The sequence below is a fragment of the Microbacterium protaetiae genome, assembly GCF_004135285.1.
Classification (GTDB): domain Bacteria; phylum Actinomycetota; class Actinomycetes; order Actinomycetales; family Microbacteriaceae; genus Microbacterium; species Microbacterium protaetiae.
Genome location: NZ_CP035494.1, coordinates 2,015,475 through 2,035,056, shown reverse-complemented (window position 1 = coordinate 2,035,056; position 19,582 = coordinate 2,015,475). Strand labels below are relative to the sequence as shown.

Below are 19,582 nucleotides of genomic sequence, written 5' to 3'. Positions count from 1 at the left end.
CATCTTGTGTGACACGCTCCGGTTGGTGCCGTACCGCCCCAGTGCCGCCGCCCCAGTGCCGCGCACCCGCCCTGTCACAGAACAGGCGGCTCCAGGTCCGCGAACCCGGCTCTCCTGTGACATCCCGGAGCCGGCGGGAGGATACCAACCCCCGCCCGATCAGGCCTCGAGCCGCTGCCGCAGCACGTACTGAAGGATGCCGCCGTGCCGGTAGTACTCCTGTTCGGTGGGCGTGTCGATGCGCACGGTCGCGGTGAACTCCCGCGCCTCACCCTCGTCGGGCTCGACACGCACCGTCACCTCGCCGGGCACCGCCGAGGCGCCCTCGAGGCCGCTGATCGAATACGTCTCGGTACCGTCCAGACCCAGGGATGCCGCCGACTCGCCGTCGCGGAACTGCAGAGGCAGCACGCCCATGCCGATGAGGTTCGAGCGGTGGATGCGCTCGAACGACTCGGCCAGCACTGCCTTCGCCCCCAGCAGCAGGGTGCCCTTCGCCGCCCAGTCCCGCGAGGATCCCGACCCGTACTCCTTGCCGGCGAGCACGATCAGAGGTATTCCCTTCTCGGCATATTCTTCGGATGCCTCGAAGATGGTCGTCTGCTCGCCGCCGGGCAGCACCCGGGTGAACCCTCCCTCGACACCGTCGAGCAGCTGGTTGCGCAGCCGGATGTTCGCGAACGTGCCGCGGATCATCACCTCGTGGTTGCCGCGCCGCGACCCGTATGAGTTGAACTGCCGAGGCTCGACACCGTGCTCGGTGAGGTAGCGACCGGCGGGCGAGTCGCGCTTAATGGCTCCGGCGGGCGAGATGTGGTCTGTCGTGACCGAATCGCCCAGCCTCGCCAGCACGCGCGCGCCCGTGATGTCGTGCAGCGTGTCGGGCTCGACCTGCATGCCGTCGAAGTACGGCGGCTTGCGCACGTAGGTCGACTCGTCGTCCCAGTCGAACCGGTCACCCTCGGGCACCGGCAGCGAGTTCCAGTTCTCGTCACCCGCGTACACGTCGGAATACCCCTCCGTGAACATGCGCGCCTCGACGCACGAGTCGACGACGTCCTTGATCTCACGGCCCGTCGGCCAGATGTCCTTCAGGTAGACCGGCTGCCCGTCGCTGCCCTCACCGAGCGGATCGCGCGTCAAGTCGACATGCATGGAACCGGCCAGCGCGTAGGCGACCACCAGCGGCGGCGACGCGAGGAAGTTCATGCGCGACTGCTGGTGGATGCGCCCCTCGAAGTTGCGGTTACCGCTGAGCACGGATGCCACGGTCAGATCACCGGAGTCGACGACGGCGCTGACCTCCTCGGGCAGCGGGCCCGAGTTGCCGATGCAGGTGGTGCACCCGTAGCCGACCAGATTGAACCCGAGTTCGTCGAGGTAGGGCGTCAGACCCGACCGCTCGAAGTAGTCGGTCACGACCCGCGATCCGGGAGCCAGCGATGTCTTCACCCACGGCTTGGATTTCAGGCCCTTCTGCACGGCGTTGCGCGCGAGCAGCGCCGCGCCGATCATCACCGACGGGTTCGAGGTGTTCGTGCACGAGGTGATCGCCGCGATCACGACATCACCGTTGTCGACCCTGGTGTCGTGCCCGTTCATTGTGATCGGCTGCGGATTCGACGGCCATTCCACGCCGCCCTCATCGTCGTCGCGTTCGACGACGGCGGCGGGGTCGAACATGTCCTCCTCACCCAGGAACGGGTCGGATGCCGGGAAGGTGTCATCGATCGCGTCGTCGAGCGCCGTGAGGGTCGTGACATCCGCCCCCGGATCGGCCAGCAGCCGTTCGACGGTGTGCCGCGCGCGCGCGAGCGGGATGCGGTCCTGCGGACGCTTGGGACCGGCGATCGACGGCTCGATCGAGGCGAGATCGAGCTCAACGACGTGTGAGTACGCGGGCTCGCGGGCGGGGTCGTGCCACAGCCCCTGTTCCTTCGCGTATGCCTCGACGAGAGCGACACGCTCGGCGCTGCGTCCGGTGAACGTCAGATAGTCGAGGGTCTCCTGATCGATGGGGAAGATCGTGACCGTCGAGCCGTACTCCGGACTCATATTGCCGATCGTGGCGCGGTTGGCCAGCGGCACGTTGGACACACCGGGTCCGAAGATCTCCACGAACTTGCCGACCACGCCGGTCTTACGCAGCAGCTCGGCCACGGTCAGCACCATGTCGGTGGCGGTCACGCCCTCGCGCAGCTCGCCGGTCAGTTTCAGGCCGATGACCTCGGGTAGCAGCATCGACACCGGCTGGCCGAGCATGGCCGCCTCGGCCTCGATCCCGCCGACGCCCCAGCCGACCACCCCGAGCCCGTTGACCATCGGGGTGTGTGAATCGGTGCCGACGAGCGTGTCGGGATAGGCCTGCGGCATCCCGGCGGTCTTGTCATCGGCGCCGAACACGACCCGCGCCAGGTATTCGAGGTTGACCTGGTGGCAGATGCCGGTGTCGGGCGGCACGACCACGAAATCGTCGAACGCGTGCTGCGCCCACCGCAGCAGCTGGTACCGCTCTTTGTTGCGCTCGAACTCGAGGTCGGCGTTGATCTTGGCCGACTCGGGCCGACCGAAGCTGTCGGCGATGACCGAGTGGTCGATGACCAGCTCGACCGGAATGAGCGGGTTGACCTGCTGCGGGTCGCCGCCGAGGTCGTCCATTGCGTCGCGCATGGCCACGAGGTCGACCACGCACGGCACGCCGGTGAAGTCCTGCAGCAGCACGCGGGCCGGTGTGAACTGGATCTCGGAGTGACCGACGTCGGTGGGGTTCCACGCCGCGAGCGCGCGCACCTGCTCGGCGGTCACGCTCACCCCGTCTTCATTGCGCAGCAGGTTCTCGAGCAGGATCTTCAGGCTGTACGGCAATCGTTCACTGTTCGGGATGCTGTCGAGTCGATAGATCTCGTACTGCTTCTCACCGACGGTGAGAGTGTCTTTCGCTCCGAAACTGTTCTGGCTGTTCGTCATCGATATCGCCTCCCGGCACGAGCACGCGGCGCGCACCGTCGACGGGGCGGCGCCCTGACCTACTGCCCATCATGCCCGCGTTGTCGGGCTTCGGCCACCCCTGCTGCCGCGCTGGTCGTCGGGCGAAGCGCCGCATCGAAACGAGTGGGTGCGGCGCCTTGCTGACTCAACGACCGAGAGGACGTTTTTCGGATGCCGCGGGCACGAGGGGCCGGTACTCGTAGAACGTCTGCAACGCGATGGTGGTGCGCGTGCGCACCGCGGCCGCCTGGCGGATCTGACCGATCAGCCGCTCAAGCTCGCGGGGCGAGGCCACGCGCACGAAAAGCATGTAGCTGGCATCACCGGCGATCGAGTGGCAGGCCTCGATCTCGTCGAGGTGCTCGAGCAGCTCGGGGGCGTTGTCGGGCTGGGCGGGATCCAGTGGTGAGATCTCGATGAACGCGGCCAGCGGTTTGCCCACGGCCTCGGCGTCGACGATCGGCCGGTATCCGGTGATGACCCCGCGTGACTCGAGCCGGCGCAGGCGCGCCTGCACTGACGAGACCGACAGCCCGACCTGCTCGGCCAGCTGGGTGAGCGTGGCCCGGGCGTCTTGCGAGAGGGCCGAGACGATGCCGGTGTCGACCGCATCCAGGGGTTCAGAATCGGGCATGTCCGTAATATTATCGGTATAGCGGTGCTGCCACCGTAAATCTTTCGGTTATGTCGCGCGAGCGACCTGATCCTCAATGATCGGAGGTTCCCATGCGTCGCACTGAGCTCGACGAAGTGTCTACGAGTCAGATCCACGCCGAGCGCGCGCAGCAGACCATCGTCGGCGAACCCGTCCCCGCGCCCACTCCAGCCCGCGTTGACGCGGTGGCCGAAGCCTCGGGGCGCGTGGCCCCGGTTGTGGAAGATGCCGACATCATGCTCGCCGCCGGAGTCGAGGCATCCCCCGCCTGGCTGTCCTTGAAGCAGGCGGCCACTGAACTGCAGGGCCTGCAGCAGCAGGACGGCTCGGTTCCCGACGAGAAGGCCCGCGCCGGCGAGCTGGTCGAGACCATCACGGCATCGATCGCCGAGCTGGCGCCCCTCTTCCCCCACGATGCCGCTTACCTTGCGGCATCCATCGCCGACTTCACGCGGTGGCAGAGCGAGGGGCTCGGCGTGCCCGACTTCTACGACTCGCTCGTCGCGTTCCATCCCGAGCAGCACCGTGTCGACGGGCTGCGACACGTGGTCGTGTTCCCGATGTACACGCAGAACGGGTCACGCGACCGGCACGTCGAGGCGCTGATCGCCGAGGTGATCTGGCCGGAGTTCGTCGCCGCACTGCAGGCCGGCGACTACTCCAACAAGCTGTTCGTCTCGCTGCGGCTGATCGATTTCACATCCGGATACGACACGAACTCGGCGGTGCTGTTCCCTGAAACGGTGGCGATGCGCGAGATTCCCCAGTTCACGTGGGGCGCCATCTTCCAGGATCGCGAAGCCGCGCGCTACCGGCGCGTTGTCGCGGCGGCATCCGAGATCACCAGGCTCGACCTGCCGGCCGATGCCGCACGACTGCTTGACGACCAGAAGCTCGCCGAATCCACCTTCGTGATGTGGGACATCATCCACGACCGCACGCACATGCGCGGCGATCTGCCGTTCGACCCGTTCATGATCAAGCAGCGGATGCCGTACTTCCTGTATTCACTCGAAGAGATGCGCTGCGACATGACGGCGTTTCGCGAATCGGTGGCGATCCAGCACCGGCTTGAGGCACGCGACGATCTCAATGAGGTCGAAGCGCAGATCCTCGATCACGCCAGGCTCGTGCAGTACGCGGTGATCTTCGACCGGATCTTCCGCTTTCCGCTAACCGGGTCGCGGGTGCGCAACTACGACGGGCTGGGCGGTCAGCTGCTGTTCGCGTGGCTGCACCAGAAGGGCGTGCTGCACTGGACCGACACGTCGCTCTCGTTCGACTGGGCGGACGTGCCGGCGGCGGTGGTCGCGCTGGGCGATGCGATCGACGAGCTGTACTGGCGCTCGATCGACCGGCCCAAGACCGCGCACTGGCTGGCCGCGTATGAGCTCGTGCGCTCGGTGCTCGAGCCGCACCCCGCCTCGGTGTGGGCGCGCGGGCTGTCGGACGAGGTGCTGGCCGGTCCGCCGCGCGGGATGACCGACGCGGTGCTGGACGACGAGTTTCCGCTGTCGATGTTCTACGAGGCGCTGGAGAAGAAGATGCGCGAGGTCATCGCCTCGACGAGCGGGATCACCGGCGGCGACTGACGCCAGATCGGACCGCGGCGCCGCGGTGCGCGGTGCGCGGCGGTGCGCGTCGGGCCGCCGTGCCGCGCGGCGCCGCCGTGCGCAGTGCGCGGTGCCCGGTGCGCGCGTCTGGCCGCCGTGCCGCGCGGCGCCGCCGTGCGCGCGTCGGGCCGCGGTATGCGCGTTGGGCCGCGCTGCGCCGCCATGCGCGCGTTGGGCCGCGGTATGCGCGTTGGGCCGCGCCGCGGCGCGACGTCGCGGCGCCGCCGCGCGCGAAAGTCGTCGCATATGGCCCCTTCTCGCCCGGCGCAGGGGCCATACGCGACGACTGAGTGATCTCGAATTTCGTTAGGTCGTCGCATATGGCCCCTTTCGCGCGCTGCAGGGGGCCGTTTGCGACGACTGAGTGCGCGCTCACTCGGCACAGGCATACGGTGAGGGAGACGGTTTGATGTGGGCTGGTCAATTCGATATGGAATTGTCCATAGGGAATTGCCGCCGAGAGCGAGGGGACGCCATGACCGACCTCACCGGACGCACCGTGCTGATCGCGGGCGCAACGAGCCGCAGCGGCCACGTCGCGACGCGCACGCTGCGGGATGCCGGAGCCTCCGTGATCGCGGTGGGTCATGATCCGGCCAAGCTGCAGCCGCTTGCCGCGCTCGGAGCCCGTGGTGAATCGTGTGACCTCACCGACGAGCACGGCGTCACCGCCCTCGCCGAGCGGTTGCGCGCCGACGGCGTGCGCATCGACGGGCTGCTGCACCTGGTCGGCGGCTGGCGCGGCGGCGGCGGCCTGGCCGGCCAGAGCGAGGCCGACTTCCGGTTCCTTGAGCGATCGCTCACCGCGCTGCGCTTCGTCACACGCGCTTTCGACGATGATCTGAACGGGTCGGATGCCGCACGCGTGGCGATCGTCTCATCGATCCAGGTCGACCGCCCCCTGGCCGGCGGGGCCAACTACGCGACGATCAAAGCCGCGAGCGAAACCTGGGCCCGCGCCGTGGCCCAGGGCTTCGCGAAGACGGCCCGCGACGGCGAACGGCCGCTGGCCGCGGCATCCGTCATCTTCCGCGTGAAGGCGCTGGAAGGTCTCGAGCAGACGCTCGCCGATCGGTTCGTCGCGCTGTGGGATGCCGCGGCCGCCGACGTCAACGGTTCGGTCATCGAGTTGCTCAGCGAGCGTTGATGCCGAACCTCAGGGGTGGGCCGCGAGCTGCGTGCCGCCGCACACATGCAGCACCTCGCCGGTGATGAACGACGCGTCGTCCGACACCAGGAACGACACCGCGCCGGCGACATCGTCGACGGTGGCCACGCGGCCCAGCGGCGACATCCGGCGGAATCGCTCGACGACCTCGTCGGCCTCGTCGTCGCTGCGTCCGCGCATCGTGAACGGCGTGGCCATGAAGCTCGGGGCCACCGCGTTCACCCGCACGCCCAGCGGTCCCAGCGAGATCGACAACGACCGGGTCAGTCCCACCAGGCCCGATTTCGACGCCGTGTAGGCGTGCGGTCCGCCGGCGACCCAGTCACGCGAGACGATGTCGACGATGCTGCCGCCGCAGCCCTGCGCACGCCACGCCGGCTCGAGTGCCTGGGCGAGCAGCATCGGCGCGCGCACGTTGACGGCGAACACCCGGTCCCAGGCGTCGGGCTCGAGTTCGTGCAGCGGGCTGCGCAGCTGCAGGCCCGCGTTGTTGATGAGGGCATCCACCCGGCCTCGCCAGGTCAGTGCTTCGGCGACGGCCCCGGCCAGGCCCTCGGGCGAGGCGAGGTCGGCCCGAATCGCGCGAACAGGGCTGCTGCCGGCATCCACACCGTGCCCCAGTTCCTCGGCGAGCGCCCGCGTGTCGACGGCGTCGACCAGGGCGACCGCCCACCCGTCGTCGATCAGGCGCGACGCGATGGCGGTGCCCACGGCACCTGCCGCACCGGTGACAAGCGCCACCCGATGCTCGGCGCGGCCCGTCACCGGGCACCGCCCGCGAGCGCCTCGAACCGCGGCGGCGTCGGTGAGCAGAACGATCCTCCGATATAGCGCTCGTCCCATGCGGTGACGCGCCCCTCGACCTGCGCAGCGTATGCCTCGGCGTCATCGTGCGGCTCGAAGCCGATCGAGGCGCCCCCGGCGTGCGAGAGGTAGCCGCGGGTGTTGGCCGAAACACCCCACACCACGCGATATCCCACGTCGGGTGCCGTCAGGGCCGCGTCGAACAGCCGCACGGCGTCAGCAGGAGACAACCAGGTGCGCAGCATCCGTTCATCCTGCGGGCGCGCGAAGCGCGACGCTATCCGCACGCACACCACCTCGAGTCCCCAGCGGTCGTGGTACAGGCTGCCCAACGCCTCAAGCGCTGCTTTGCTCACTCCATAGAACGTGTTCGGCCGCACCGGAACGGCGTCGTCGAGCGTCATGCCGGGCTCGGGCACCGGCACGAACCCGGCGGCGTGGATGGAACTTGCCAGGATCACCCGGCGCACGCCCGCGCGACGCGCGGCCTCGAGAACCGCCTGCGTGCCGTCGATGTTCACCGCCAGGATCGATTCCCAGTCGTCCTCGAGCGGAATTCCGGCCAGGTGGATGACGGCATCGCACCCCGCGAAGATCGCACTCACCCGGTCGCGGTCGGCGATCGAGCACGTCTCCCACCGCGCTCCGCTGAACGATACCTCCTCACGGCGATCGATGCCGATGACCTCGTGCCCGCGCGCGACAAGGCCGGGGATGATGTCGCGGGCAAGGCTGCCGGCGGCGCCGGTGACGGCGACCCGGAGGGATGTTGCAGACGGCACGACCATGTGACTCACCTTCTCTGCGGCCCGAGAGCCGGCCGCCATCCCATACTGGGACGGTGAGCGTCATAGCTCCAATACCGGAATAGCAGGGTAGCTATGCGTCCAGAGCATAACCGTGCATCAGTGCACGCCGCTGGCCCCAGTCATGACCTCGACGACCCGCTCCAGGAAAGGCCGCAGCGGCGGCGTCCACGCCAACCAGGTGCTGGTGACCAGGGGCACCCCGTTCGTATCGAGGGCGTCCACCGGAACCCACACCCACCCGGCCAGTTGCCTGTCCGCCGAAGCCTCGGTCATGAAGACCGCGTCGACCTCGGAGGTCACAGCGATCAGCTCGCTGTGCTCACCGAACCGCCGGAACACCCACGTCGTGTCGGCACCGCTGGCGGCCACCGCCGCGCGCACGCGTGTCTCTTCGGCGTTCACCTCACCGAAGGCGTGGGCCATCACCGTCAGTCCGTCGAAGTCGGCCAGCTCCAGCGACGCGCGGTCAGCCAGGGGCGAGTGGGCGGGCACCGCCAGTCCGAGCTGCTGCTCGAGCAGCAGCACGGTCTCGAGTTCGGGCGCGTCGAAGTGCAGCAGGCCGAAATCGAGCAATCCGTTCTGCAGCAGCGGTCGCTGATCTTCGGTGGTCGCCTCATGCAGAGAGAGGGATGCCGCCGGAAGCGTCTGGCGCAAAGCGTCGATGATTGTGCGGAACCAGTCGTGCGGCATCCCCTGCGGCAATCCGATGCGCACCGGCTCGCGTGCCTCTTCGGCCAGGCGCAGCACCTCGGGCATGCGCTCGAGCTGCGCGAAGACCACCTTCAGGTGCCGCAGCAGGCCGTTGCCCGCGGCGGTGGGGGTGACCCCGCTCGACGTCCGCTCGAACAGCGCGTGTCCGACGTCGTGCTCGAGCTCTTTGATCTGCCGACTCAGTGACGGCTGCGTCATATGTAGGGCCGCGGCCGCGCGGTTGATCGAGCCGAGTTCGGCGGCCGTGGCGAAATAGCTGAGGTGGCGCAATTCCATGCGTCAACGCTATACGTATGGGGCATGGCGGTGGGGCCTATCAGGCATTTGACGCATGCCCGAGCGGGGGAAAGACTTGCCTCGCAGCGAAGCACGAGCGACGAGGAGGTCTGCGAGCGATGGGCAATGGTGCCGAATCCGAGTATGTGGATGCCGACGTCGTGGTGATCGGCGGCGGTTCCGCCGGCATCGCGGCAGCCGTTGGCGCGGCCCAGGCGGGAGCCGAGGTGGTGCTCATCGAGCAGTACGGGTTTCTGGGTGGCGCCGCCACCACCGGTTCGGTGCTCACCTATTGCGGGTTCTTCGACCAGACCGGCCGGCAGGTTGTGCAGGGCGTCGGCCAGCTGCTCATCGACAAGCTGCGCGAGCGCGACATCTACCGCACGCACACCTTCGTCGAGACGGGTAACACGGTCGTGCTGCTGGATCAGGAGATCACCAAACGCGCCTGCGATGAACTGATCGCCGAGGCCGGCGTGCGGCTCTTCCTGCACACCACCGTCATCGGCGCCGACGTCGACGGCGATCGGGTCGTCGGTGTCGAGGCTGCACACCGGGGTGGCCGCCTCATCTTCCGCGCGCCCGCGTTCGTCGACGCCAGCGGCGACGGGATTCTGCTCGCGAGCGCGGGCGGCGAGACAGTGATCTCGCCGCCCGCCGAGCGCCAGGCCAGCACGCTGGTGATGCGCGTGGCCGGCGTCGGTGCGAACGCGGATGTCAGCGGCACGGGCATGACTCGTGCGGTCGAGCGGTATCGCGTCGAATCGGGCAGCGAGCTGGTGCGCACGAGCGGTATCGCTGCACGGTTACCCCTCTCGCACGAGATCATGCTGTTGCTCGCCGACGAACATCGCGATGTTCTCGACGCGGCCCAGCTGACCCGTTCCGAACTGGATGGCCGGCAGCTGTGCTGGGAGTACCTTGAGGCTTTCCGTCGTCACCTCGACGGCTGGGCCGATGCACGCCTGGCATCGACCGGACCGCAGATCGGCATTCGCGAGGCACGACGCATGCGCGGGCAGCAGACGGTGACCGCCGACGATGTGACCGCCGGGCGAAAGCGGGAGCATGAAGCCATCGCCCGCTGCGGATGGCCCATGGAGAATCATGTGGTCCCCGGCGTGACGGAGTACGGCGGGATCGCCGACCGCGGGTGGTACGACATCCCCTATGGGGCCATCTGCTCGGCGAACCGCCGCAATCTCTGGGCCGGCGGGCGGCTGACGAGCTCGGACAGCCGGGCCTACGCCTCGCTGCGCGTCATGGGAACGTCATTTGCGACCGGCCATGCAAGCGGGGTCGCGGCCGCAATGTACTCTCGATCGGGTGTCCATGACAGTGACCGCACCCGAGCGGAACTGCGAGACCAGGGAGCACTGATCTGATGGAAACAACAAAGGATACCGAGTACGACTTCGTCGTCGAAGACGTCTCGAAAGTCTTCGTGGGCGCAACGAGGGTGCAGGCGCTCAGCGACATCGATCTGAAGCTGAAGCGGGGGTCGTTCACGTGCATCGTGGGTCCCTCCGGATGCGGCAAGTCGACGTTGCTGCGCATCATCGGCGAGCTTGAGACGGCGACCAAGGGGCACGTCGAGATCAACGTGCCCGAAAGCCGGGTGCCACGCTCGGCGTTTGTGTTCCAGGAGCACGGTGTGTTCCCGTGGTTCACGGTGCTGCAGAACGTGGCCTTCGGGCAGCAGATGGCTGCGGTGGGAAAGAAAGAGCGCGAGCAGAACGCGCGGCGGTGGATCGCCGAGGTCGGTCTCTCGGGTTTCGAGAACGCATACCCGCATCAGCTGTCGGGCGGGATGCGGCAGCGCATCGCGATCGCCCGCGCATTCGCGACCGGCTCGCCGGTGCTGCTCATGGACGAGCCGCTGGGCGCACTGGACGCACAGACCCGCATGCTCATGCAAGAGCAGCTGCTGCACCTGTGGGAGATCGAGCACAAGACGGTCGTGCTGGTTACCCACGCCATCGAGGAAGCACTGCTGCTCGGCGATCAGATCGTCGTCATGTCCGCGCGCCCAGGGCGGATCAAAGAGATCATCGACGTTCCCTTCGGCAGGCCGCGCGACTTCGCCGTCGAAGCCAGCCAGGAGTTCGGCGAATTGAAACAGTCCATTTGGGAGTCCCTGCGGGACGAAGTACAAGCATCGATGAAGTTCTCATGAGCCACACCACACCGACAACAGAAACAGCGACTGCCCGCACGACAGCGGGCGGCGGCATCCTCGACCGCGAACTGGAAGCGGCGATCCGCCGCGAGAACCGCCGACTCACCGGCCTGAAGCGGCGCGACCTCACCCTGGCCATCGCCACTCCGATCGTGCTTCTGCTCGCGTGGGAGATCGCCGCCCGCACCGGCGCCCTCGACGGTCGCCTGTTCACTCCGCCCAGCGAGATAGGCATCCAGGGCTGGCACATGATCGTCTCCGGCGAGCTGTGGGTGCACACCCTGGCCACCGTGGCACGGCTGGTCGTCGGCTTCGTCATCGGCTCGATCGCCGGGGTGCTGGTGGGCCTGATCATGGGCGTCTGGCGCCCCGTCAAGGCGGCACTCGAGCCCACGTTCACGGCGTTGTACGCGCTGCCGAAGATCGCGATCCTGCCGCTGCTGCTGCTGATCTTCGGGCTCACCGAAACCCCCAAGATCCTCTCGGTGGTCATCTCGGTGTTCTTCGTCGTGCAGATCAACACGCTCTCGGGCATTCTGCAGATCGACCCCCGCATCACCGAAGCCGCCCGCGCCTACAAGGCCACCGGGTGGCGGCTGTTCCGCTATGTGCTGCTGCCGGCCGCGCTGCCGTCGATCATGACCGGGCTGCGGGTTTCGGCGGGCATGGCCGTGATCGTCATCACCGCCGTGGAGTTCGTGGCCTCGAACACCGGCCTGGGCTACCTGATCTGGAACTCGTGGCAGCTCTTCCAGCCCTCGACCATGTTCGTCGGACTGATCACCGTCGCCCTGATCGGCGCTCTGGTGACCGGCCTGGTGATCATTCTGGAGCGGCTGATGCTCCCCTGGCGTTATTCGAACAGCACCAAGAGAAAGGCTAAGAAATGAGATTGTCCAAGAGGAAGGGCCTGGCGGCACTGGCGCTGGCGGCCGCGGCACTGACCGCGCTGTCAGGGTGCGCGGGCACCGCGGCCGATGATGGCAAGGATGCCGGAGCCAGCGGTGAGCTGCAGACGGTGAATGTCGGCATCGTGCAGCTGTCGATCTTCGCCCCGATCTACGTCGCCGATGCCAAGGGCTATTTCAAAGACGAAGGCATCAAGGTCAACCTGCAGAACGTGAAGTCGGGACAGGACGCCATTCCACTGGCCTCCAGTGGCAAGCTCGACGTCGTGGCCGCCGGGTTCTCGGCCGGCATGTTCAATGCCGTCAACGCCGGGCTCGACATCAAGGTGGTCGCATCGATGGGCGTCGCCGGCGGTGCCGACGAAGAGCCCGCGTCGGCTCTGGTGGTCTCGAAGAAGGAGTATGACGCGGGAAGCGTCACCACGGTCGCCGATCTGAAGGGCAAGAAGATCGGTGTCGCCGGGGGTTCCGGCGGCACAGGCGCGTACTACGTCAGCCTGGCCCTTGAAGAAGCAGGCCTCACCGCCAAAGACGTCACTTTCGTGAACCTCGGAAACCCCGACATCCCGACCGCACTGAAGACCGGCGGCGTCGATGCGGGTTTCATCTCCGCACCGTTCTGGAGCAACGCCGTCGCTGACGGCGTGGGCCAGAAGATCTGGCAGACACCCGAGGGCGTCTCGGGCACCGGCATGATCTATGGCGGCCAGTTCATGACCTCTGACCTCGCGCAGCCGTTCTTCGACGCGGTCGCGCGCGCGGCGCAAGATCTGCAGGGCGACGCCAAGAACTCCGACGAGAACATCAAGATCATCGCGGATGCCACGGGCCAGACCCCGAAGAGGTCAAGGCCACACCGCTCTACAACTGGCTGCCCAACCTCGCCCCATTGCCTGACCAGCTGCTGGGCATGCAGAAGCTGTGGATGAGCTTCGGCGCGCTCGACTTCGACACTCCGCTGGCGGCCGACGACTTCGTCACCACGAAGTTCTCTGACGCCGTGAAGGTCGGCAAGTAGCCCGATCCCTCACCGGGGCCCCGCAGCGCATGCCGCTGTGGGGCCTCGGTGCATCGCGGCGTGCGGTTTGGGTCAGCGGTCGGCGAGGAACAGCCCCACGGCATCGTCGAGCAGTGCGGCGGTCTGCGCGGCCGAGACCCGCCGGCCGCTGGCGAGGACCGCGATGCCTTGAAACATCGCCGAGATCAACAGTGTGAGCCGCGTCGGATCGCCGGCGCGCAGCGCGCCGCTGGCCTGCCCGCGATCGATCAGCTCGCCGATGGTGGCGAACAGGTGCTCGGCCGCGGCGGCAACGTCATCGACTCCCGACGTCTTGGCCAGCGAGAACATCAGGTCGAGCAGCGCGGTCTCGCGCACGGCGAAGTCGACGAACGCGGCCGCCGTCGCGCGGAGATCATCGACGTAGCGGTCCGTGACATCTGAGCCGGCACCCGCACGGGCATCCGGGATGGCACGGGCACCGGCATCCGCGATGTCCGGGGCACCGGCATTCGCGATGTCCGGGGCACCGGCATCCGCGATGGCACGCACGATCTCGTCGTTCAGCCGCTCGAACCCGGCAACCGCCAGTGCGACCAGCAACGCCTGCTTGTCGCGGAAATGCCGGTTCGGTGCGCTCTTGCTCACACCTGCCTCGCGAGCCAGTTCGCGCAGCGAGATCTGGTCGGGGCCCTGCTCGCGCAGCGTGCGCCCTGCCGAGGCGAGCAGCTCGGCGCGCAGATTGCCGTGGTGATAGGGCCCGGTGCGCATGGCACGATCTTAGCAATCATGTATCCCTTGACCACATTGTAGGCACTGCCTACTATGTGGGCTATGCCTACTTCATTCGACATCTCCGCGCTCCCCGATCTGTCCGGAAAGACCGCGGTGGTCACCGGAGCGAGCTCGGGCATCGGCCGGGCCACCGCTCAGGCCCTGGCGTCGGCCGGCGCGCGCGTGGTGCTCGCGGTGCGCGACCCCGAGAAGGGGCGCGACGCCGCACGCTCCATGGCGGGCCAGACAGAGGTCCGGCACCTCGATCTCGCCCGCCTGTCGTCGGTGCACGCGTTCGCCGAGGGGTGGGATGCCGGCGGCATCGACCTGCTGATAAACAACGCCTGCGCCGTCTCACCCACTCTCGCCCACACCGCCGACGGCTTCGAACTGCAGTTCGGCACCGGCCATCTCGGGCACTTCGCGCTCAGCATCCTGCTCTTGCCACACCTCACCGGCCGCATCGTGACCGTCTCATCGCAAGCCGAGCGGATGGGAACGTTCGACGGCGACGATCTCGCGTGGACCAGCGGTGGATACACGCAGACGAAGGCGTACAACCGCACCAAGCTGGCCAACCTGCTGTTCACCGCCGAGCTGCAGCGCCGTTTGACAGCTGACGGTTCGCCCGTGCTGGCCGCAGCCGCGCACCCCGGTTTCGTGGCGACGAACATCTATGCCGGCGGCAGCCGCATGACCAAGCTGCTGGTCACGCTGCTTGCGCAGACGTCCGAGCAGGGTGCCCTTCCTGTCCTGTTCGCGGCCGTCGGCGCTGTGCCGCCCGGCGGCTTTGCCGGCCCGAGCCGCGCCGGGCACATGCGCGGGGCACCGCAGCTGATCAACAGGTCCAAAGCGGCGCAAGATCCTCAGCTCGCCGCGTGGCTATGGTCGAGGTCAGAAGAACTCACTGGCGTGAGCTGGCATGCCGCTGCCAGACGCTGACCATGTCATCCCCGCGATGTATCCCGCACCGTGACGACCATCCTCCCGGCGGATTCGTCGGGCACAAGTGCGCCCATACCGTGAGGTCATGAACAAACACTCCACGACAGTCGCTGTGGCCACCTCGCTCGCTCTGCTGGGCGCCCTGACGCTCACCGGCTGCGGTGCGCACGACGGCTCAGGTTTCTCGGGACGGCTCGTCTTTGAAGACAAGCACGAGGCCGCCGCCGTCTCGAGCCCCGACGTGCCGGCTTGGGTGCCCGACGATGCCACGAACATCGTGATCGACTTTCCCGGGTCGGGGTCGGGCTACCTCATGAAATTCGCCTCACACGAGGGCGTGACCACCTCGAAGCCGTGTGTGGCGATCGCGGGCGATCCCGCACTGAAGCCGACGATCTCAACCGACTGGTGGCCGAAGAAGGCGCTGAACGACGACCGCCTGCAGTGCGACACGGCCCAGCTCGCCAGCGACGGCTCGGAATGGTACGTGTGGCAGACGGAGTAGGCACAGCGGGATGGAAGCTCAGCGCTCGACGGCCTCATCGAGCCCGACAGCTCACTCTCTCAACGCAATGGCGGGGTGCACGCGCGCCGCGCGCACCGCGCCGATCACGGAACTCAGCGCGGCGAGCACGACGCCGGCCGCGACGGCCAACGGCGCCAGACGTAGATCGAACACGGGCATCCATCGCTGAGTCATGGTGAAGCCGAGGATCGCCGCGATCCCGAGGACCAACCCGAGGACTCCGCCGACGAACCCGATCACGGCTGATTCGGATGCCACGAGCGCTGCGACCTGCCCCGACTGTGCCCCGACCGCACGACGAAGGCCGAACTCGCCTCGGCGGGCGACGACCGACATGCCGATCGCGTTGGCGAGGGTGGCGACCGCGATGAGTACGGCGAGCGCAGCGAATGCCGCGAGCGCGATCTGCACGCCGGACTCGACGCCGGCGCGCACGGTCGATGCGTCCACCGGCACCTCGACGGCGACGCGGTCGGGATCGAACGGGTCGACCGCCACCGGCAGCTGCCCGCCGACCTGCTGGGCGGCGCCGGTGGCAACGCGCAGTGCGATGGTGATGTTCTCCTCCCACTGGTCGGCGGCCAGCGGCGCGTCCAGACTGCCGACGACCTGACCCGCCAGATCGGGGTAGCGGTCAGACGACTCCACGATGCCGACGACGCCGAACCGAGCGCCGTCGATGCGGATCGTCGGGACGGCGTCGAGCGGGCCGATCCCGAGGTTGTTCGCGAGGGTGCGCCCGAGGAGCACGGTGTGTGAGGTGAGGTCGCGGCTCTGGGAGCCGGCCCAGGTGATCCGCGACTCAGTCGCCTTCGCGAAGTCCCCCGCGACCAGGCGGGCCGTGACCGTCGCAGTCTCACCGAGTGCCGCGACGTGGATCGGCGCCCGCGTGAGCAGGGCGCTGACGGCGTCGACGCCGGCGACGGCATCCACCCGCCGCACGGATGCGGCGACATCGAGCTGCTCGTCGGGCGAGGCGACGATCTGCGCGGTGACCTCGCGGTTCGCGTGGCTGTCGAAGGTGTCCGCCACCTGGGCGCGCGCGGTCTGGCCCAGCCCCAGCGAGACCACAATGAGCCCGACCGCCAGGGCCACCGCGAGCGCCAGCGCCGCCGTCTGCGCGCGCCGGGAGAGCACGGAGGCCACGGCATCCCGCCACAGATCACGCCAGCGGACCCGATCGCGCACCACGGGCTCGTCGGCGGCGCCCCCCGGAACCGCCGGCGAACCCGTGGAGCGCGACCCGGTGTCGCCGACGATCGCACCGTCGGCGAGCTGTATGACGCGATCCGCCGCGGCAGCCACGTGCTCGGAGTGCGTCACGACGATCACGGTGGCACCGTCCGAGTGCAGCGCGCGCAGTTCGTCGAGCACAGCCTCGCCGCTGTGCGAATCGAGATTGCCGGTCGGCTCGTCGGCGAGAAGGATCGTCGTGTCGTTCGCGAGGGCGCGAGCGATCGCGACGCGCTGGCGCTGCCCGCCGGACAGGTCGCGCGCCAGAGCACCGGAGCGGTGGGCGATCCCCAGCCGTTGCAGGGCCGCGTCGGCACGCGCACGGCGCTCCGGCCTGGCGACGCCGCGATAGAGGAGCCCCATCTCGACGCTGTCGGCGAGCGGCCGACGATCGAGCAGGTGGAACGCCTGGAAGACGAACCCGAGCCGGCGTGCCCGCAGCCGCGTACGCTGCCGCTCGTCGAGCGTGGTCGTCTCGACGCCGGTGAGCTCGTACGATCCCGTCGTGGGCCGATCGAGCAGCCCGAGCACTGCCAGCAGTGTCGACTTGCCTCCGCCGGAGGGTCCGACGATGGCAACGAACTCGCCGGTATGGATGTCGAGGTCGACTCCCCGGAGCGCCTCGACCTCGTTCGCCGTGCCGGTGCCGTAGGAGCGCCCGACACCGCGCAGCCGGATGAGCGGGCCTGTCATCCCACTCGCACCCGGTCGCCTGCTTTGAGCCCCTCACCAGGAGCCAGCGCCACCCGGCCATCGATCTCGCCGATGATCGACACGGCGACGCGCGTTCCGGCCGCGGCTCCATCGGCGATGATGACGTACCCGTGCGCCGCGTCGGCATCGGCGACCGCGGTGACCGGCACGATGAGAGCGTCGGAGGCGATCTTCCGCACAGTTGCGGTCACGGTCACTGACTGGCCCGACTGCTTCTGCGTGAGGTGCAGCGCACCGTTGAGGTCGATCCGCACCTCGGCTGCCGCGGCGCCGTCGGAGCCGGCCGACGCGTCCGCGGCACCGGTGTCGGCATCGGCGGAGCCGGCGTCCACACCCCCCGCTGAGCCGGCATCGCCCTTGCCGGCGTCGCCGACGGCACTGGATGCCGCGCCGAAGACGGTCGCGGGTGCGTCATCGAGCCCCGCGCCCGACACCGTCACCTTTGTGCCGGCTGGAAGGCCGTCGGGCAGCGAGTCCGGCAGCGTCACGAAGATCGCGAACGTCTTCGCGGTCAGTTCGAACTCGGCGCCGGCACCGACATCCGTCCCCACCGCGGGCGCAGAACTGACTGCAGCCGGTAGCGACGGGGCGGTGAGTGTCGATGAGACCGGAAGGTAGACAGTCTTGGCCGGCTTCTTCGCAGCCGTCTTCGTGCTGTCATCGTCGGTGGAGGATGCGTCGTCCGATGTCGCCCCATCCGACGCCGCCTCGCCCACCGACGCCTCGCGCATCGGAGCGGTGAATCCCGCGCGAGTGAACAGTTGCGCGACGGCGGAGGCCGTGGCCTGCCCGAACTGCCCGTCGGCCTGCGAGAGAAGTCCGAGAGAGACCAACGAACGCTGCAGCGCGCTCACGTCGATACCGCTGTCGCCCACGCCCATGTCACGGTAGAAGGGGAAGGGCGACTCGAGGGCGAACACCGGCGATCCGTTGACCGTGGCGACAACGTTGCCGACAACGACCTTGGTTCCTGATACAGCCTCCACCGTCGTGACGACGGCACGATGGGCATCCGCGGGTGCAGTCAGCGCTGCCTCGAACGAGGCGATCGGCCGAATGGAGCCCGAGAGCGTACGCGTGTCGATGAGGTCACCCTGCTCGACGGAGACGACCACCGGCACCGCCGAGGGAGCCGAGGCCGCAGCGGCACGCTGCGCGGGCGAGGTGAACAGCGTCGCGGCGAACCATCCGCCTCCGATCAGCGCGACGGCGAGAAGCGCGGCGAGCGCCGTGACAACCCAACGCGCAACGCGACGTCGGGGTGCGGTGCGGGACTCGGCGGTCACTTCGGCGCGTATTCGGTCGCAGCGGCGGTCAGTCGCTTCTTGTCTGCCGCCAGCTCGTCGCGAATGAGATCCAGCTTGTCCGCGTTCTTCTTCACGAACTCGGTCTCGCCGGCGTATTCGGCGTCGTAGAGCGCCTGCGACCACCCAGACGACGCGCGACAACCCGCATCGGCGGTGGCGACCTTGATCTCTTCCGTGAACGGCGAAGACGAACCGGCGGGGTCGCCCAATCTCCATTCCTCGGATTTCTCGTCGCCTGGCATCTGGTCCGGGTTGTCGGCCAAGCCGCCCAAACCGGCCGCGGCGATGCACTCGTGCCACTTCGCTTGGACGGCACGCACCTTGGCGCTCTGCTCGCTGGTGTCCGAGATGGTGTTGGCGGCGCTGAGGACGAAGTTGAGATCTTCGTTCGACGGAACCGGGATCGTCTTCCGTGCGCTGGCGAGGCACGCGTCAGACTTGTCAGCAAGCGTCGGATCGGCCTGAACCATCGCGTTGGTCTTCAGGAGCGCCGCCCGTTGTTCTTCCTGGCCCTTATAGGTCGCGGGGATCCGGTGATAGCCGTACTTCGCCGCGATCGTCGCATCGAACAAGCGATGACCGCTGGCCGTGTACGACGGGTTCTCGTCCACCGCGTCAAGGGATCGCCAGGGCGCTGGCCAGTCGATGCCTTCCTCGCCGAGACAGCGCGCCACCATCAAGTTCTCGGCATAGTCGCGCAGGCTGGAGGTCTGATACGCGAACTGGTCCAGCGGCAGCGCCCACTGCTCAATGTTCTTGGCCGGCGAATCCCCCTTTGGCTCACTGCCCGCCGCGCAACCGGTCGCGAACAACGCCGCCGCGAGCAGCGCGGCCAACGCAAGGGGACGCTTCATCATCTTCGATCTCGGTTCTCTCTGCGCGGTCGTCGGGTGTCACGTTCCACGCAGCCGTGGAGGAGTGGCGAGGATGACGATGTCCTCGTCTGACTAACTGAGCATATCCACTTAGTTAGGC

General features: G+C 68.1%; 17 protein-coding genes. 8 read left to right on the top strand and 9 right to left on the bottom strand.

Annotated features, from left to right (window positions below; translation table 11 throughout):
* Positions 1 to 159: 159 nt before the first annotated feature.
* Entirely contained in the window at positions 160 to 2,967 is a 2,808-nt protein-coding gene (gene acnA / locus ET475_RS09475; protein ID WP_129389097.1) for an aconitate hydratase, read from the bottom strand.
* A gap of 166 nt (positions 2,968 to 3,133) precedes the next feature.
* Complete coding sequence (locus ET475_RS09470) at positions 3,134 to 3,622, bottom strand: Lrp/AsnC family transcriptional regulator (RefSeq protein ID WP_129389094.1); 489 nt, start codon at positions 3,620 to 3,622, stop codon at positions 3,134 to 3,136.
* A gap of 257 nt (positions 3,623 to 3,879) precedes the next feature.
* Between ET475_RS09470 and ET475_RS09465 the strand changes: the two genes are divergently transcribed.
* Positions 3,880 to 5,235 carry a DUF6421 family protein gene (locus tag ET475_RS09465; protein ID WP_242497844.1) on the top strand — a complete coding sequence of 452 codons (1,356 nt, stop codon included), beginning with the start codon at positions 3,880 to 3,882 and terminating at the stop codon, positions 5,233 to 5,235.
* Positions 5,236 to 5,731: 496 nt separating this feature from the next.
* Positions 5,732 to 6,403 (top strand): SDR family oxidoreductase, encoded by a 672-nt coding sequence (locus ET475_RS09460; protein WP_129389091.1) that lies wholly within the window; start codon positions 5,732 to 5,734, stop codon positions 6,401 to 6,403.
* A gap of 9 nt (positions 6,404 to 6,412) precedes the next feature.
* On the opposite strand, the gene ET475_RS09455 is transcribed toward ET475_RS09460, so the two are convergent.
* The 3 genes from ET475_RS09455 to ET475_RS09445 all read right to left on the bottom strand — a co-directional run bounded on the left by ET475_RS09455 (position 6,413) and on the right by ET475_RS09445 (position 9,024).
* On the bottom strand, positions 6,413 to 7,189 hold the full coding sequence (locus ET475_RS09455) for an SDR family NAD(P)-dependent oxidoreductase (protein ID WP_207205325.1): 777 nt from the start codon (positions 7,187 to 7,189) through the stop codon (positions 6,413 to 6,415).
* A complete protein-coding gene (locus ET475_RS09450; protein ID WP_129389085.1) occupies positions 7,186 to 8,016 on the bottom strand; it encodes an NAD-dependent epimerase/dehydratase family protein in 831 nt (276 codons plus the stop codon). The genes ET475_RS09455 and ET475_RS09450 overlap by 4 nt, the downstream gene beginning before the upstream one ends.
* A gap of 117 nt (positions 8,017 to 8,133) precedes the next feature.
* Positions 8,134 to 9,024 carry a LysR family transcriptional regulator gene (locus ET475_RS09445; protein ID WP_129389082.1) on the bottom strand — a complete coding sequence of 297 codons (891 nt, stop codon included), beginning with the start codon at positions 9,022 to 9,024 and terminating at the stop codon, positions 8,134 to 8,136.
* A gap of 119 nt (positions 9,025 to 9,143) precedes the next feature.
* On the opposite strand from ET475_RS09445, the gene ET475_RS09440 reads away from it, so the two are divergent.
* From ET475_RS09440 to ET475_RS09425, 4 genes are read left to right on the top strand one after another with little or no spacing between them, the layout of a single operon-like run.
* A complete protein-coding gene (locus ET475_RS09440) occupies positions 9,144 to 10,409 on the top strand; it encodes an FAD-dependent oxidoreductase (RefSeq protein WP_129389079.1) in 1,266 nt (421 codons plus the stop codon).
* Positions 10,409 to 11,200, top strand: coding sequence for an ABC transporter ATP-binding protein (locus tag ET475_RS09435; protein WP_129389076.1), 792 nt, complete (start codon positions 10,409 to 10,411; stop codon positions 11,198 to 11,200). Before ET475_RS09440 ends, ET475_RS09435 begins: the two co-directional genes overlap by 1 nt.
* Positions 11,197 to 12,093 carry an ABC transporter permease gene (locus ET475_RS09430; protein WP_129389073.1) on the top strand — a complete coding sequence of 299 codons (897 nt, stop codon included), beginning with the start codon at positions 11,197 to 11,199 and terminating at the stop codon, positions 12,091 to 12,093. Before ET475_RS09435 ends, ET475_RS09430 begins: the two co-directional genes overlap by 4 nt.
* On the top strand, positions 12,090 to 13,040 hold the full coding sequence (locus ET475_RS09425) for an ABC transporter substrate-binding protein (RefSeq protein ID WP_207205324.1): 951 nt from the start codon (positions 12,090 to 12,092) through the stop codon (positions 13,038 to 13,040). Before ET475_RS09430 ends, ET475_RS09425 begins: the two co-directional genes overlap by 4 nt.
* 161 nt (positions 13,041 to 13,201) lie before the next feature.
* Here the strand turns inward: ET475_RS09425 and ET475_RS09420 are convergent, their stop codons facing one another.
* Entirely contained in the window at positions 13,202 to 13,879 is a 678-nt protein-coding gene (locus ET475_RS09420) for a TetR/AcrR family transcriptional regulator (protein ID WP_129389070.1), read from the bottom strand.
* A 63-nt stretch (positions 13,880 to 13,942) separates the two neighbouring features.
* On the opposite strand from ET475_RS09420, the gene ET475_RS09415 reads away from it, so the two are divergent.
* Both ET475_RS09415 and ET475_RS09410 read left to right on the top strand, forming a co-directional pair.
* The gene (locus ET475_RS09415) at positions 13,943 to 14,824 is read left to right on the top strand and encodes an oxidoreductase (protein WP_129389067.1); all 882 of its coding nucleotides are present in this window, start codon (positions 13,943 to 13,945) and stop codon (positions 14,822 to 14,824) included.
* An 88-nt stretch (positions 14,825 to 14,912) separates the two neighbouring features.
* Entirely contained in the window at positions 14,913 to 15,332 is a 420-nt protein-coding gene (locus ET475_RS09410) for a hypothetical protein (protein WP_129389064.1), read from the top strand.
* 51 nt (positions 15,333 to 15,383) lie between these two features.
* Here ET475_RS09410 and ET475_RS09405 read toward each other — a convergent pair whose 3' ends face one another.
* Genes ET475_RS09405 through ET475_RS09395 form a run of 3 tightly spaced genes read right to left on the bottom strand, consistent with a single transcriptional unit; the run spans position 15,384 to position 19,464 of the window.
* Positions 15,384 to 17,279, bottom strand: a complete 1,896-nt coding sequence (locus tag ET475_RS09405) for an ABC transporter ATP-binding protein/permease (RefSeq protein WP_129389061.1) — start codon at positions 17,277 to 17,279, stop codon at positions 15,384 to 15,386.
* Positions 17,276 to 18,586: a hypothetical protein gene (locus ET475_RS09400; RefSeq protein WP_129389058.1), complete on the bottom strand. Its 1,311-nt coding sequence runs from the start codon at positions 18,584 to 18,586 to the stop codon at positions 17,276 to 17,278. Before ET475_RS09400 ends, ET475_RS09405 begins: the two co-directional genes overlap by 4 nt.
* A complete protein-coding gene (locus ET475_RS09395) occupies positions 18,583 to 19,464 on the bottom strand; it encodes a hypothetical protein (protein WP_129389055.1) in 882 nt (293 codons plus the stop codon). Before ET475_RS09395 ends, ET475_RS09400 begins: the two co-directional genes overlap by 4 nt.
* Positions 19,465 to 19,582: the final 118 nt, after the last annotated feature.